This is a genomic window from Mucilaginibacter inviolabilis, assembly GCF_011089895.1.
Classification (GTDB): Bacteria; Bacteroidota; Bacteroidia; order Sphingobacteriales; family Sphingobacteriaceae; genus Mucilaginibacter; species Mucilaginibacter inviolabilis.
In genome coordinates this window covers 654,295-669,003 of record NZ_JAANAT010000003.1, presented here as the reverse complement: position 1 = coordinate 669,003, position 14,709 = coordinate 654,295, and the positions used below count along the sequence as shown (strand labels likewise).

13 protein-coding genes and 4 tRNA genes are annotated in these 14,709 nt (G+C 43.6%); 9 read left to right on the top strand and 8 right to left on the bottom strand.

What is annotated here, in order from left to right; translation table 11 throughout:
• The first annotated feature begins 62 nt into the window (after nt 1–62).
• Entirely contained in the window at nt 63–773 is a 711-nt protein-coding gene (locus G7092_RS22855; RefSeq protein ID WP_166092924.1) for an RNA ligase family protein, read from the top strand.
• Complete coding sequence (locus G7092_RS22850; RefSeq protein ID WP_166092922.1) at nt 757–1,860, top strand: AAA family ATPase; 1,104 nt, start codon at nt 757–759, stop codon at nt 1,858–1,860. Before G7092_RS22855 ends, G7092_RS22850 begins: the two co-directional genes overlap by 17 nt.
• A gap of 122 nt (nt 1,861–1,982) precedes the next feature.
• Here G7092_RS22850 and G7092_RS22845 read toward each other — a convergent pair whose 3' ends face one another.
• Complete coding sequence (locus G7092_RS22845) at nt 1,983–2,426, bottom strand: DinB family protein (protein WP_166092920.1); 444 nt, start codon at nt 2,424–2,426, stop codon at nt 1,983–1,985.
• A 91-nt stretch (nt 2,427–2,517) separates the two neighbouring features.
• Here G7092_RS22845 and G7092_RS22840 point away from each other — a divergent pair, with 91 nt between their 5' ends.
• The 3 genes from G7092_RS22840 (at nt 2,518) to G7092_RS22830 (ending at nt 5,786) form a co-directional block, all read left to right on the top strand.
• On the top strand, nt 2,518–3,378 hold the full coding sequence (locus G7092_RS22840; protein WP_166092918.1) for an AraC family transcriptional regulator: 861 nt from the start codon (nt 2,518–2,520) through the stop codon (nt 3,376–3,378).
• Between the two features lie 76 nt (nt 3,379–3,454).
• Nucleotides 3,455–4,147, top strand: a complete 693-nt coding sequence (locus tag G7092_RS22835; RefSeq protein WP_166092916.1) for a ferredoxin reductase domain-containing protein — start codon at nt 3,455–3,457, stop codon at nt 4,145–4,147.
• A 79-nt stretch (nt 4,148–4,226) separates the two neighbouring features.
• A complete protein-coding gene (locus G7092_RS22830; protein ID WP_166092914.1) occupies nt 4,227–5,786 on the top strand; it encodes a DHA2 family efflux MFS transporter permease subunit in 1,560 nt (519 codons plus the stop codon).
• A gap of 58 nt (nt 5,787–5,844) precedes the next feature.
• Here the strand turns inward: G7092_RS22830 and G7092_RS22825 are convergent, their stop codons facing one another.
• The 5 genes from G7092_RS22825 to G7092_RS22805 form a co-directional block, all read right to left on the bottom strand.
• Complete coding sequence (locus tag G7092_RS22825) at nt 5,845–6,918, bottom strand: DNA polymerase beta superfamily protein (protein ID WP_166092912.1); 1,074 nt, start codon at nt 6,916–6,918, stop codon at nt 5,845–5,847.
• Nucleotides 6,908–7,672: a nucleotidyltransferase domain-containing protein gene (locus tag G7092_RS22820; RefSeq protein ID WP_166092909.1), complete on the bottom strand. Its 765-nt coding sequence runs from the start codon at nt 7,670–7,672 to the stop codon at nt 6,908–6,910. The genes G7092_RS22825 and G7092_RS22820 overlap by 11 nt, the downstream gene beginning before the upstream one ends.
• A gap of 191 nt (nt 7,673–7,863) precedes the next feature.
• Nucleotides 7,864–7,938, bottom strand: a tRNA-Ile gene (locus tag G7092_RS22815).
• Nucleotides 7,939–8,621: 683 nt separating this feature from the next.
• Nucleotides 8,622–9,098 carry a hypothetical protein gene (locus G7092_RS22810; RefSeq protein ID WP_166092906.1) on the bottom strand — a complete coding sequence of 159 codons (477 nt, stop codon included), beginning with the start codon at nt 9,096–9,098 and terminating at the stop codon, nt 8,622–8,624.
• 331 nt (nt 9,099–9,429) lie between these two features.
• Entirely contained in the window at nt 9,430–11,022 is a 1,593-nt protein-coding gene (locus G7092_RS22805; RefSeq protein ID WP_166092904.1) for a TROVE domain-containing protein, read from the bottom strand.
• A gap of 108 nt (nt 11,023–11,130) precedes the next feature.
• Here G7092_RS22805 and G7092_RS22800 point away from each other — a divergent pair, with 108 nt between their 5' ends.
• A complete protein-coding gene (locus G7092_RS22800) occupies nt 11,131–11,481 on the top strand; it encodes a hypothetical protein (protein WP_202985383.1) in 351 nt (116 codons plus the stop codon).
• Between the two features lie 144 nt (nt 11,482–11,625).
• On the opposite strand, the gene G7092_RS22795 is transcribed toward G7092_RS22800, so the two are convergent.
• Together G7092_RS22795 and G7092_RS22790 are read right to left on the bottom strand one after the other, a co-directional pair.
• Nucleotides 11,626–11,808 carry a hypothetical protein gene (locus G7092_RS22795; RefSeq protein WP_166092902.1) on the bottom strand — a complete coding sequence of 61 codons (183 nt, stop codon included), beginning with the start codon at nt 11,806–11,808 and terminating at the stop codon, nt 11,626–11,628.
• A gap of 194 nt (nt 11,809–12,002) precedes the next feature.
• Nucleotides 12,003–13,547, bottom strand: a complete 1,545-nt coding sequence (locus tag G7092_RS22790) for a serine hydrolase domain-containing protein (protein WP_166092900.1) — start codon at nt 13,545–13,547, stop codon at nt 12,003–12,005.
• A 474-nt stretch (nt 13,548–14,021) separates the two neighbouring features.
• Here G7092_RS22790 and G7092_RS22785 point away from each other — a divergent pair.
• From G7092_RS22785 to G7092_RS22775, 3 genes are all read left to right on the top strand, one after another.
• Nucleotides 14,022–14,095 (top strand) — tRNA-Pro (locus tag G7092_RS22785).
• 12 nt (nt 14,096–14,107) lie between these two features.
• Nucleotides 14,108–14,179, top strand: a tRNA-Ile gene (locus G7092_RS22780).
• Between the two features lie 204 nt (nt 14,180–14,383).
• Nucleotides 14,384–14,457 (top strand) — tRNA-Cys (locus G7092_RS22775).
• Nucleotides 14,458–14,709: the final 252 nt, after the last annotated feature.

Here is a 14,709-nt window from a genome sequence, read left to right as displayed (position 1 = left end):
ATGACCTTCCCAATCCCGGGAAGGAGTAAAATTCTATTTTCTTTTACTTAACTTTTTATAACATGGCTATTTCACAAAAATATGGCCGTACGTATCATTACCCGTTTTCGCCCGGCACTACCAGCGATGACAGGATACAACACGACTACTGGGATCATCTTAGAAAGATTCCCCTTTTAGTACATACCGAAAAACTCGATGGTGAAAACAATTGCCTTTCGCGACATGGTGTCTTTGCACGCTCACACGCGGCACCAACCATATCACCATGGACCGAAAGTATTCGCCGGTTTTGGCAGCTGGTCAGAAATGACCTGGGCTCGCTGGAAATATTTGTCGAGAATCTCTATGCGGTTCATTCCATAGAATATCGCAACCTGGAACACCACTTCTACGTGTTTGCCATTCGCGAGCATGATCAGTGGCTAAGCTGGGATGAAACCCAATTTTATGCGGCAATGCTGGGGCTGCCCGTAGTACCCGAGATTTCGGTATTTACACCACCTGCCGATAAGACATTGTTTGAACAGCAGGTTATAGATATTACCCGGAAACCCGGCGCGCTGCAACCGTATGATGCAGCAACTTGCAGCCCGGTAACCATGGAAGGTATTGTTACCCGCAATGCTGCCGCCTACCCGGTAACGGCTTTTGCACAAAATGTATTTAAATATGTAAGAAAAGGGCACGTGAAAACCGATGAGCACTGGACACGCCATTGGAAACGGGCCAAACTAAATAACGAAGGAGGCACCTATGTGGACCATCACTGAAAATAAAAACTGGAACTACCTCGAGGAGCAATTTGACTGGGTGAAACGCATGAGCGAAGTTCCACAGGATAAACGCTACCATGCCGAAGGCAATGTAGCCATACATACGCAGATGGTATTAACCTCCCTGGAGCAGCAAGTATCTTACCAGGTGCTAACAGCACAGGAGCAGGAAATATTATGGGCATCGGCATTATTACATGATGTAGAAAAGTACAGCACTACTGTATTAGAGCCTGATGGTAGTATTACCTCGCACGGGCACGCCCGCAAGGGTGCGCTTACCTCCCGGCAGCTTTTATATACTACTATCCCGACCCCATTCGCCATACGCGAGCAGATCAGCGGGCTGGTACGGTATCACGGCCTGCCATTGTGGATATTTGAGAAACCAGATCCGTTAAAAGCGCTGGTCAAAGCCAGTATGGAGGTAAATACGCAATGGCTCGCGCTGCTTGCCCGGGCCGATATGCTTGGTCGCATCTGTGACGATCAGGCCGAGATGCTGTATCGCATAGATTGCTTTGAGGCTTTTTGCCAGGAAAACAACTGCTGGGGCTCAAGCCATCCGTTCGCTACAACCGAAGCGATGTGGTATTATATGCAAAATGATGATGCCTATGTAGATTATGTTCCTTTTGAAGAACCTGTTTTCGAGGTTATTTTATTGAGCGGATTGCCCGGTGCGGGTAAGGATACTTTTATTAAAAAGACCTATCCGGATATGCCTGTGATATCTTTGGATAAACTCAGAAATGAACAGGGTGTATCGCCAACTGATCGGGCAGGCAACGGCCGGGTAGTACAGGCAGCTAAAGAACTGGCCCGCCTATATCTGCGCAAGCAACAAAGCTTTGTATGGAACGCGACCAATACTACCGCCCAGATGCGTATGCAATTGATTGATCTTTTCAGTACATACAAGGCCCGTACCCATATTGTTTATATCGAAGTGCCTTATGCACAGCTGCATCAGCAAAACCAAAACAGGGATGCCGTAGTACCACATGCCGCCATGGAAAAACTGATAGCTAAACTGGAGGTACCCAGGCATTGGGAAGCTCATCAGGTTACCTATGTGGTATAAAAATAAACCCCGCACTTTTACTGAAGTGCGGGGTTTGATCTATGTACTTATACATGAAAGTTTCCGGTATGAGAATAGACGAGCTTTATACTTTTTGCCCGTTAATTGAAATATCATCCTTGTTACTCCAACACCCGCCTGATATAATTCACCTGCCCCAAATGATAATTCAAATGGGCCATCAATTGTACTAATACGTAACTAACAGACGTATGTGGTTTGTCAAAAAAGATGGGAAACTCTCCATCCATCTGCTCCGGAGTAAGGCTTTTTATGGTACGATTGATCAGCAAAATCAATTCCTCAAGTCCGGTTACAAGTTCTTCTCTTTTTACACCCTTCCGGCTAAACTCTTCGTCGCGGTTACGCACATAACCGCTTTTGGCAAGTGTTTTACCAATAAGGTGATTGAGGCCGCCGATGAGATGTAACACCAGGTTTCCGGCCGGGTTTTTCACCGTGCCCTGGGTTCGCCAAAGGTCTTCTTCATTTTTAAACAAGTTCACTTCCTCTATCAGTTTGCGGAGGTCGCGTTCATAAAAACCGGCTAATACATCGTTCAGCATAAGCATCATATTTAAGGTTAAAATACTAAATTGAATTTACTAAAATTGGCGCTTTCCATGCATCAATATCCAAAATGATTACTTTTGAGTAATGAACAATATCCCTCTTCATTTATTAAAGGATAAAACCGGCCTTGGCCTGGGTTTACACATTAAGCATTTTATAAAAGGAGAGCCATCAGAGCGTGATCCCGCTATACTGGGTGCGCACCGGGATGATCATTATATTTTTTTTGTGCTGGAAGATGGAGTCGGTTCTGTGGTGATCGATTTCAATAAAGTTCAATTATCAGGAGGAATGCTTTATTATATCCTGCCAACGCAGGTACATCACCGGATCCTTAGTGAAGAAGTTGGCGGCTGGTATATTGCTGTGGATACCTCACTGATATCCCCCCAATGCCGGAAAGTATTTGAGGGGCAGCTATTTCTTCAGCAGCCCTATACCTTCAATGATACCCAACTCAGACAGTGTCAAAACCTGCTTTCGCTGCTCCTCGAAAAATATCATGAGGATGATAACGATCCCTTTTATGCAACAACCATTCATGCTTTACTAAAATCTTTTTTAAATATCGCAGCAGGCTGCTATAACGGATATTCAGGTACAAATTTAAAAGTATCCCGCCCGGCTCAGCTCACCAGTCAGTTTAAAAGCCTGCTGGTAGCAGAATTGCGATCCAATAAAAGTCCGGCAGATTACGCCGCCATGCTCAATGTTTCCGAAGCTTACCTAAGCGAAGCATTGAAGAAAGTCACCGGGTTCCCGGTAAGTTACTGGATACAGCAGGAAGTAACCATGGAAGCCAAACGCCTGTTATACTATAGCCAGCTTACCGTTAAAGAAATTGCCCACACTTTGGGCTTTACCGATCATTCTTATTTCTCTCGCTTGTTCCGCAAAGTAACAGGCACCTCAGCAATTGCCTTTCGGGAACAATACCGAAAATAGTCCTATCATTACGCCAAAGCCGCCATTTCTTTATACTTAAAAAGCCAGTTTCTTTGTACCATCAAAAAAATGTTACATGGAAACATCTATTTTACAACAATTCAAAAACAAAGCGGCAAGATTCATCGGACCGCAGCTGCTCCAAACCGGGCGGGTGCTGGAAGTGCGTGTTTGGGAGCCCGCTACCATCATAGAGATCGACCTGCATTTACCCCTTGTTGCTATGCACCAATGGACCGAAATTCCTTATATTAAATTCAGGGTGGGCGACTCATGCTACCGCGATTATACCCCATTTGGTTGGGATGCGGAAACAGCCACGTGCTCGCTGCTCGTCGATATCGCGCACGAAGGCTGTGGAAGCAACTGGGCGAAGCAGCTTAGTGCCGGCGACGCTGTTCAATACATAAAAATAGGCGATACGCATCAATCACCTCATCCCACCAACCTGGTTGTGGGCCTTGGCGATGCCAGTAGTTTGGGGCACCTGCTCGCCTTACAGCAGCTCACCTTACCCGGGATCCGTTTTGATGGCGCCGTATTACTGGGCAGCCAACACGCCGGGCAATTAGTTAAAGATTATTTCCGATCGCCGCTATGTACACTAACCAACCCATATGAACTGGCCGACTGGCTGGCAGAACAGGGTTACTGCACTGCACACACCTCATTTTACCTGACAGGGAATCGCCAGTTGGTTGTGGAGCTGCGCTCCCTATTAAGAAACCTGGGACATTCCAACATCCAGGCAAAAGGTTTTTGGTCATGAATTGTCCAATTAGGGCAATTCCATTCGAATACATGACTAAACTCCTGTTTATTTAAAATCATATACATATACATCCTTTATGGAAACCGGTTTCAGAAAATGGATCATCGTTATCACGATCATCACCTCCACTATTATTGAGCTGATCGATACTACCATCGTTAACGTATCTATCAACACCATGAGTGGAAACTTAGGCGCTTCGTTAGAAGATACCGCCTGGGTAATCACCTCTTACGCCATTGCCAACGTGATCATCATCCCCATGACCAGCTTTTTAGCCGAAAAGATTGGCCGGAAACAATATTACATCGGCTCTATTTTATTGTTTACACTGGCATCGGCCATGTGCGGGTTCTCGGATAATTTGTGGGAGCTTGTGGCCTTTCGTTTTTTACAGGGTATCGGAGGTGGTGCGCTGTTATCTACCTCACAATCCATCCTTTTTGAAACTTTTCCTCCAAAAGAACGGGCAACCGCCAGCGGCATATTCAGCCTGGGTATCATTATCGGCCCGTCTATTGGCCCGGTAATGGGAGGGTATATTGTGGATAATTTATCATGGCAGTGGATTTTTTATGTCAATATCCCTATCGGGATTATGGCAGCGCTGTTGTCATATATCTATTTGAAGCCCACCAAAAGATCAACCGATGGGCGAAGTATCGACTGGCTCGGCATCTTTCTGCTTACCGTAGGCGTAGGCTCGCTCCAGGTAGTTTTAGAGCGCGGCCAAACCGACGATTGGTTCTCGGCAACCTATATCCTGGTACTCAGCATCATTTCGGCATTATCAATAGCCATTCTGATCTGGTGGGAACTGCGGATCCCCTTCCCGGTAATTAACCTGCGGGTGTTAAAGAGCACTACCTTATCCATTTCGGCCATCATGACTTTTGTTTTGGGCTTTGGATTGTTTAGTAATGTGTTCGTTTTTCCTTTGTTTTCACAGCGCATCATTGGTTACTCTGCCTTCCAAACCGGAACTATGCTGCTGCCCGGGACTTTAATGGCAGCCATGATCTCGCCTTTTTTAGGCAAGATGCTGCAAAGTGGTTTGCGACCGCAATACCTCATCATTTTAGGGTTTGGCTTATCAGCAGCGTTCGGGTACATCATGTCGGGATCAAACCTGGCGACCGGGAGTGCTTACTTTTTTATTCCGCTGATCTTCCGCGGACTTAGCGCGGCCCTGCTGATCGTTCCGTTAACAGCACTGGCCGTTTCGGAATTGAAACCGGCCGAGATACCACAGGGTGCGGCACTCAATAATATGATGCGGCAAATGGGTGGCTCATTCGGCATTGCTTTAATTAATACCTACATAGCACACCGCGAGGCAGCCAACCGAACCGCCTTAATTACACATGTTACCGCTTCAGACCCGCAAACCATCATGCGGCAGCAATCCCTTGTCCAGAATTTTATGGCGCATGGCTCCAATTACCTGCGTGCTATCCAGCAATCCATCGGCGCACTGGAAAACATCGTAGTACGACAAACCTTTTTACTAAGCTACATGGATGCATTTTTACTACTGGCTATTTTAAATGCCTGCTGCATCCCCTTGGTGATTATCACCATTAAAAAAAGAAAGGAAGTAAAAGCAACAAAGGTAAGTATACCTGATGCGCACTAATTTATATCCCAAACAAAACGCCTCAGATCTTTCAATCTGAGGCGTTTTGTTTAGCAGTTTATTTATCTCCATAAAACTTTTCCCGTATCCGCACCAGCAGATTTTCAGCCTTTTGCATATCGGGTTTATCTGGTAATATTGATGTCGCGTACAGTTCTTTTATATACTCCATTTTCTCCTCTACCATTTTCATCAGGTCGTCAAACTCAAATTCACCATTGCGGATGTTTAGTAAAAACTCCCGGTCGTGCCGGTGAACCATCACTTGCTGATGCACGGCTATTTCTTCGGCCATATTCAACAGCCTGAACGTATGCATCATATTTTTGGCGTCATAATTTTTACCATGCGACAGCGTACTTTGATAACGCTGCTGGTTACGCTTTGCCTCCCACTCTTTATACTCCTTATATTCACGGCAATAAACCGAATAGCCATCCTTATTAAAATGCAATACGGCCATATGCTCCACACCTTTTGGCACCTGGCTCAATTGCACATCGTCGGCATCCATACCCGACAAAATGCCGCGCAGCCAAACACTCCCCTCCATTTGCCTTTGGTGATAAAGCAAATAGGTTCCCCGGAAATGATCAAGCGCCGTTAAGCCACATTCCTGTTGCTGCAATCTGTTATCATGCAGCCATTGCTGTAAAGTAACACTGCCATTATTGTGCAGCACATAACAAAAGTCAAGTACGGTTTTTCGATCATCCCCCAGTGGTTTATTGATCTTTTTATTCAAACCGCGGGCTTTTTTCACCTGTGTCTGCGCATAACCGGCAAAAGTACCCAGGCAAAGTTTCGATAAAAAATCCTCCGGTCGTATCAAATCCATCAAAGGATGACGATAGGTTATAAACTGCTGGGGTGTGCTCAGCAACTCCAGTATGTTGGGGTTATTTTTGGTTAGCAGATCAATAAAGCGTTCTATCTCAAAATAAACCTCGTCGTTACTTTCATTGGCCACCTGTTCCGTACCCGCAAATCCATATAATTGTTGCCGGGGCAGTATAAAGATCCCTTTTTTATCAATGTCGGATCCCTGTACGTTCAGGTTATAAGCGGTACTTCCGCTGATACAATCAAGCAGCAGATACTGTGGGTGTTGTTTTAATTCTTTAAAAGTCATGGCTTGTTACATACTTTCTGAACAGTGCATTAAGTTCATCAGGCTGATGCTTTTCAGCATGCAGTTCGCTTATTTTATGGCGACAGTTATTTAATGTATCCGCAAGCCACTCATTAAGCTCGCTAACCGGTGCTATCAATGCTTTCTCGTCGGCCTGTAATTTGCGTTTCAGCAAATTATCTATGGCATCTTGTATCTTATCATCGGTTATCAGTACCCGCAGATGATCAAACTCCATGGGCGGTACAGTTTGTTTTTCAACCGTCCATAAACAGGCCAAGGTTGGGCGCAGCGCGTAAAAATAGCGTTTGAGCTTTACCCGTTCCGCCTGCAGATCATCAGTAAGCGTGTTATGCGCCATAGAAAGATAATGGTTAGCGCCCGAACGTAACGAAAAATAAGTGGGCATCAGTTGCCGTAATTCGGCAGCAAAATTATCATCCTCTTTATAAACGATAGGTGATTGCAGCCACTCATACAGTGGAGCATTTGATTTCAGGAATAGTTTCAGCGATTTACGAAGGTCCCAACCTCCTATATCAAGTACCTCATTAACGGGCAGACCAACCACGTCGGGCATATCGCTTATACCCAGGTAATCATTAAGCGGCCTGGCGTATATAAAGCGTACGTCGAAATCACTGTCGGGCGAGGCAAAGCCCCAGGCCCGGCTGCCCGATTCGCAGGCGTACAATATTTTTATATTTTGAACTTGCTCCAGTTCCCGGAGTTTTTGCTGGATAGTTTCAGTCATGATCATTATGATTAACAATAATACAAAAGATAAAAGAGCAACAGGCAGCAGGTGTACGAATCGGGACTCGAACCCGGACCGCTTTCACGGCCTCAACCAGGCGAAGTAACACCAGCTTACGGCATCTTTTATTTCAGGTTTAGGTATAAAGTACTAAAAAAGGGCTAATAACAAATGGCAAAATAACTGAGCTACAAAGGCAGGATTTGAACCCGCGCCTCCCCGATATCATCGGGGCGCTCTGACCGAAGCATCGCCATTTTACGGCACCTTTATATTTTTAAAAAGAAGAGCGAAAAACAAATAGCGCTTTTTGAGTTAAGGTTTCGAAGTAACGCTATTCTACGGCATCTCCTTTGTTTTAAGGGCGAAAAGCAATACACGCATTAATCTGCTCTACCAACTGAGCTACCCCGGAAGTTTGAATCCAGGAACTGGGATCGAACCGGCGACACGAAGTAGCGCGTATTTACGGCACCTTAGCCCCCTGGCCCCCTAAAGGGGGAATTTACAGAGGTTTTTCATTCTTTAAAAAGGGTTACAGGCAAGCAGTGTTCTGCTCTCTACGTTTTAACCATCTCAACTACCCTTTCGGGGCCGGACTCGAACCGGCGACCTTAGCTTTGGATTGTGAAGTAACACTCCTTTACGACACCTTCTTTTATTTTCAATATCGTTAGTTTTCTATCATTTAAAAAGGGCAACAATTCAATAAGTGTATTACTACACCTTGCGGTGTGCCTGCTCTGACCATCTGAGCTACTTTAGCCTAAACTAAAGGCCGGACTCGAACCGGCGACCTGGGAATTTGGAGTTCGAAGTAACACTTATTTACGGCACCTTCTTTTGTTTTGATTAAAAAAGAGCTACAATTAATCAGCGTTTGATTTTGCGTGACAGGCGAAGTAACACTGATCTACGGCATCTTTTTTCTCTTAAATACTTTCATTTATGCAAAAGACATTCTATTAAAACTAATACCACCTCTTTCCTCTAAATTCAATTGTTGCATCCCGATTAGAACAGGCGCCTTTCTGATATATTGTTTAAAACCGGTTGATCTAAATAGTATCACTCCAACGGTGGTTTCAATTGTCCAATCATATTCCAAATCTTCATTCAAGGGTGCAGCGTTTTTTGGCTTTCGCGGGTTCTCTCTTGAAATATTGTCAATAATAATTTTTGTATGGTCTGTTTCCAAAACGATGTCATACACATTGTCAAATACCAAAGTACAAGGCGATATCCGGAACAGATAGTTTCGCTTATTCTTCTTCAGTACCCACTCAAACATATAATCAATATCCAATAGAAACCTATCCTCATCGTCAAATGATAACGCATGAACAGGGCAATCGTGCCAACCCATTACGTCAAAATCGGTATCTGTCCAAAGTGTTTTCTCTAGTTGATATTCCTGCTTCATAGCATATATTTTTTAGTTTCATTTAATAATAAGGAGCAAAGGCGAAAAAGGTAGCGGGGGCTGTCAAGCAGGGACTCGAACCCTCAGCATAACTTTACGCTATACTGCCCTCCCCTAAATGGTGACGAAGTAACCCTTTTCTACGGCATCCTTAGCCCCCGGCCCCCTAAAGGAGGTGGGATGACTTTTTTATTAAACTCTATTATTTCTTCCTTATTTAAATCATATCGAACATAGAATTTCCAATGCTGAATAATGAAGTGAAAAACAAATCGATGTTCGGCGTTCAAAATTCATTGTTCGATATGCTTAAGCCCCCTCTATTCCCCCTTTAGGGGGTTAGGGGGCTGTTATTGATAGCATCCAGTGCTGTGCCTCCGTTTTCCAAGGCGTCAAGCACCTCAAAAACTTTATCGCTCCAGCCGGCTACCAGGTAAACGTCATTTTGCAGTAACTGCAGTGGCGCTTGTCCGTAACCTTTCAGATCAAACAGGTATAGCTTTGCATCTGGCGCTATCGTTTTTTTGTATTGCACCCATAATGAATTGATATGGTAACCAACACCCGGAGTGTTCCACAATTGACAATCGGTAAATAACATCACTTTATCTATTTTTACCCTGCGCGATAATATGCTCTGGATAACCAGGTGGCCATTGGTGGCATAACCCACCTCGCCCTCGCGGCGATAAAACTCTTGCACGTTACCCAATATATTATGACGTGGCACAGTTATCGTTTTCCAGGTATCGCCAAACATACCCACCTCTACGTTTGTACAACGTGATTGTAATAGCATGGCCAGCATCAAACCCACATCATACAGCAGTATTTTGGACTTTGCCGATACCGGTGTCTGCATTGATCCCGACACGTCGCAGGCTAAAAGCACACGGGTTTCATGACCAAAACCTCTGATGTTGGCAGCGCTTGCCTGTACCGCTTTTTCTAAAGCACCCAGTAACTCGCCGGTATAACCCTTGTTATTATCCTGTAGTAAACCCTTTATTCTTTTGACAAAGTGCTGTACAGGCACCTTTTGGCTACCCTGATCAATAATCAGCTCGCGATAAGCCGCCAGGTAACGGAACGGAAACTGCTTTGCTTTGGCAACTTCATCGGCATCGGCCAAACGGGCGCATACCTTTTGGAAATGCGCGTAGCTTACACCAGCTTCCTGTATGTTGCGCAGGTTACGCAGCAAGGCCATATAACCCAGCTTACCACTGTCTATCAATTCTTCCCATTTGGCCTTAAATGCTTCGGCTTTATGCTTTTCGCTATCAAATCCAACCTGGCCCAGGGCCGATAATTCGGTTTCCCAGGTATAAGGTGTTTGCAGGGTACCGTTCACTATTTTATCAAACAGTTGTTGCTGTACAGTATCCTTTGCCTTTGGGTGCACCAGGAACAATGCATCGCGCAGTTTGATAGCGCCATCACGGTTATATTTAGCAAACTGATATTCGTCAAAACGGTTAAATGCAGCCTGTAAGCCTTTTTGCAATTGCTTGCTCAGGCGGTTAAGCTTTTTGGTACCGGTACGCTTGTTCAGCATTTCGTAGCAGGCCAGCAATTCGGTGATCTCATCGGCACGGTTCACCACCCCGGCGGTAACCCGGGCAACCAGATCGTCGCCCGAGTGCAGCTTAGCCAATTCGGTAACCAAAACCAGCGGAACCGAACGCAAATACATTTTTGTACGTGCATATACAGCCAGCTTACCCACAAACACCGGGTTACAAGCATATATCAATGTGCGCAGGCGTTCCATACGCGTATCGTTCTTTTCGTAAAAAGAATCATTTAAGCTCCAAGTAACAACCGCGGTGTATAGTTCCATTTCGGCACTCATCACAAAGGCTTTTGCACCTGCGTGGTTTACGGTTTGTGTGTTGTTACGGCTTAATAAGTTAAATTTCATTGGGAACCTCCCTTCTTTTTTTGTTTGTTGATACAAAGATTGGGAGGCACTGCGCAGTGTATTTGCGCAGTTAAAAAATATTTTAATTTTTTTTGAGATATTTATAAAATGGAGGATATCACCATAGAAAAAGCCGATTACATTGTAGCCCATTATGCTCATTTAATGAACCTGGAAGAAAGGAAGGCTTTAAGGCACCACATATCAACCCTTAAACTGGACGAAACCAAAGACGTACGATTAACCCGCGTGTATTTAAAAACCGGTTGGCTCAGTGATGACCCTCTGATACTAAATTACTTGAGCGAAGGCTATATTCAATTTACGCTAAACTGTGCCGAACGCATCCTCAAAGATAATCCAGACGAAGTGTTTTTTAATTTATGCCCTGTGTGCAAAAAACTAGCCCGGACTCCATTTGCCAAACAATGCCGTTGGTGTGGGCATGATTGGCATTGATACTGCCAGGTATAACTGCATAAGTAAAAGAGCAAATAACACAGGCGCGTTAAATGCATAAAATATTTTATCAGTATAGGCAGAAGTAGTGAATTGGGTACTGATGAGCACCCATACAGCAAACATTTTTATAAACGGGAGCCCTTAAAAACAGGCCGGCCCATGGCTGCTGCCAAATGGAAATTTGTTAGTCCTTCCATGTGTGTAATGATCACATACTTTATGATCGCGGTACATTTTAGGGTTGTTGGGGTGATTGGTAAGTAATTCTGAGTGGGTAGCTTCAGTCTTATCAGGCTGAGGAACTATCGTAGCTTTCTTCTTCATGACGAATCCTCCTGAAATTAAGGTTTTAGAGCAATTGGTTATATAAATTTAAGCATAAAACTTACTCATTGCAAGCATTTTACGAAGAAAATATTATTTTTTATTTATGAGATGGATAAAAATATCTATAAGGATGTGATGGCATTGATAAACCTCAAGCCCGGTTCAGGAGACACAGAGAACTGACTATCCTTTTACTTTCGCTCCAATTGGAGGATTTTTTCGCGTGCATTATCGTTTTGCGGATTTAAGGCCAGTGATTTTGAGTAACTTTCTTTTGCAGCACCCATCTCTCCTGCTGCCATATAAGCTTCTCCAAGACTATCATAAGCGTTGGCAGATGTAGGATATAATTGTACCATATCCTTAAAAATTGAAAGAGCTTTAGATACCTCGCCATCGGAAAGATAGAAATATCCCATTTGATTCAAATCTCCTTCTCCTGCTTCATTTTCCGAGAGTCCAGTTGCCTTTTGAGTATTAAAATACTTTAACATGGCGTCAACCCCGACTATCTGCGCCATAAGCAACCATTCCTTTGGCTTTTGATCAAAGTGATAATTCCAGCCAAATTCTTTGCTAACGCCCTGCAGTAATATATCCCAAAGATATTCCCCGTTATCAGAATTGGCTAACAAAACAAGCCCATTCCCCGTTTTCCAATTCATAACCAAAAGGCTTTCAAAACCTTCATTTTGCCCGTTATGACTGAATAGACCTTTATTTATAGGATCAAGATGGAAGCATTGTGCACCTCCATCATTAAATGGCGTAACCATGGCTTTGGCAAGAGGTTGTGACAGGATAGCCCTGGGCGTACCATTGCAGGCGCGGGCTAGTCCAATAGCAAATCTGGCCAGGTCTGTAGCTGTAGTCCAAAGACCTGCCGGGCCTTGCTCAGGATAAACAAACCATTGATTTGGAACAGCCTTTCCATTTGAATTTGTTCCGGAAGCTGCTTTTGAGCGCCATTGGCTGGCTAATGGCTGGGTAAACGTGCTATTGATCATCCCGAGCTTATGCAGCACAAGATCATCCATGATAGCCGAAAACGGCTTGTGTGTAACATCTGTCAGGAGTAACTGTTCAATAACAATTCCCCCACCAGAATAACTTTCCTGTTCTCCGGGTACGGCAGTTACCCGTATTGGAGGGTTATTTGCAGGTTTCACGCCGTCCAGAATTTGTATTAATGTTGGCAAAGATTGGTTCCTGTTGTATCCTGCAAAACCATGTACGTTTACCCCGGCACGATGAGATATCAATTCCCGTAAGGTAACGGGGTGCTGTTCGGTAAAAGTATTCGATGGAACTTTCCAGGTTGTAAGAAAATGGTTAACGTCTTCATCAAGCATTAAAACATGCTTATCTACCAGCGCCATTGATGCCATTGCTGTTATAGGTTTACTCACAGAAGCGGCCTGAAATAGGGTGGTAGGAGTTACCGGCCGCGATGAACCTGGGGTTACTACTCCATAACCCTTACTAAAAATAATTTTATAATTACTGATGATCGCGATGCTAAGTCCTGGAATATGATAAGCTGCCATTACCTCATCAAGCTTCAAATTCTTGAAGGAGCTTCCATCAGGAAACGGCATTTCCAGTTTTACCTGTTCAACACGATGTATACGGACAATGGTTGAATTATCGGAAGGAGCCCAAGAAGATTTATTTGGAGACTGTGCTGCCACGCTACCTGCAAACAACCAGAAAAATAAGGGGACTATTCTTTTCATTATTTATTTTTTTGCAGTTTATTAAAATGCTCGGTTATTCCCAATCCAGAGATCTGACAAATAGATTTATACGAGATATACTCTAGCATACTAATTACGTACCAATTATTTATATAATTGATAATCAATTATATAAAATTTTTAAAAAGATGCACCGTTCGGAAATATTACAACTACTGTACGTTGTTGAACAGCAATAATGATTTGCCAACTCTGGCTAACTTAAAAAGCTGATATAAAAAACCTACAAAATCTGGATATTCAGAATACAAGCAGTTTAAAAAAATTTCAGAAATTTCTTGATTTTATAAAATAAATGCGTATCATCATCATCATGAAAACAAGAACAATACAATGCTGCATACCGCAACCGATTTATCGGAGGGGATAGCTATGTATTGAGAAAAATATAATCAAACACGTGAATCCTCTTAGATAAATCTAAGGGGATTTTTTGTTTGGGTGATAAATTTCAGGGTAGTATATCAATTGGCCAGATTACCTGCTTTGGGAGCAGGAGGTTCCCGGTTCGAGTCCGGGTTACCCTACTGATTATAAATGAAATATAGCTCAATGGTTAGAGCAGCACCCTTATACGGTGCCAGTTAAAGGTTCAAGTCCTTTTATTTCCACAGGTGTTTATTTTCCTATGGTGCAATGGCAGCACATCAGATTCTGGATCTGAGAGTCGTGGTTCGAATCCACGTAGGAAAACAGGAGTATTTAAAAATAACAGTAGTTGTTTTTGCTCTGATTTGTTTTGCTTAGCTGGCTTGGGCCGGGTAGGGTGAAGCGCGCATTTATTACAGAAATTTCTGTAATAAATTTTATAAAATGGCCGGTTGCCCGAGTGGTTCAAGGGAGTCCTCTGCAAAAGGAATGTCCGCAAGTTCGAATCTTGTACCGGCCTCAGGGTAATTATTGAATTAGTGAGTTATTGAATTATTGAATTTGGCCTTATTAAAAAAATCTGCAACGGCTATTGAGCGCTCTTTGATAAGCAATAACAAAGCTGGTTCTCCTTTTAAATGTGTATATTTGTATATATCAACAGCCCGGTTTTCCTGATCCAAAAGGAAAATCGGGCTGTTTTGCTAAGAAGAAAAATAGTCCAAAACAGGCCATTTCACATATAGTTATTTGACAATCAATTAATTAGTGC

Coding starts and splice junctions, on each gene's coding strand:
- G7092_RS22825 (WP_166092912.1), bottom strand. CDS start 6,918: ATGACTTTTAAAGAATTAAAACAACACCCACAGTATCTGCTGCTTGAT.
- G7092_RS22820 (WP_166092909.1), bottom strand. CDS start 7,672: ATGACTGAAACTATCCAGCAAAAACTCCGGGAACTGGAGCAAGTTCAA.
- G7092_RS22845 (WP_166092920.1), bottom strand. CDS start 2,426: ATGCTGAACGATGTATTAGCCGGTTTTTATGAACGCGACCTCCGCAAA.
- G7092_RS22840 (WP_166092918.1), top strand. CDS start 2,518: ATGAACAATATCCCTCTTCATTTATTAAAGGATAAAACCGGCCTTGGC.
- G7092_RS22795 (WP_166092902.1), bottom strand. CDS start 11,808: ATGAAGAAGAAAGCTACGATAGTTCCTCAGCCTGATAAGACTGAAGCT.
- G7092_RS22830 (WP_166092914.1), top strand. CDS start 4,227: ATGGAAACCGGTTTCAGAAAATGGATCATCGTTATCACGATCATCACC.
- G7092_RS22805 (WP_166092904.1), bottom strand. CDS start 11,022: ATGAAATTTAACTTATTAAGCCGTAACAACACACAAACCGTAAACCAC.
- G7092_RS22855 (WP_166092924.1), top strand. CDS start 63: ATGGCTATTTCACAAAAATATGGCCGTACGTATCATTACCCGTTTTCG.
- G7092_RS22850 (WP_166092922.1), top strand. CDS start 757: ATGTGGACCATCACTGAAAATAAAAACTGGAACTACCTCGAGGAGCAA.
- G7092_RS22810 (WP_166092906.1), bottom strand. CDS start 9,098: ATGAAGCAGGAATATCAACTAGAGAAAACACTTTGGACAGATACCGAT.
- G7092_RS22835 (WP_166092916.1), top strand. CDS start 3,455: ATGGAAACATCTATTTTACAACAATTCAAAAACAAAGCGGCAAGATTC.
- G7092_RS22800 (WP_202985383.1), top strand. CDS start 11,131: ATGGAGGATATCACCATAGAAAAAGCCGATTACATTGTAGCCCATTAT.
- G7092_RS22790 (WP_166092900.1), bottom strand. CDS start 13,547: ATGAAAAGAATAGTCCCCTTATTTTTCTGGTTGTTTGCAGGTAGCGTG.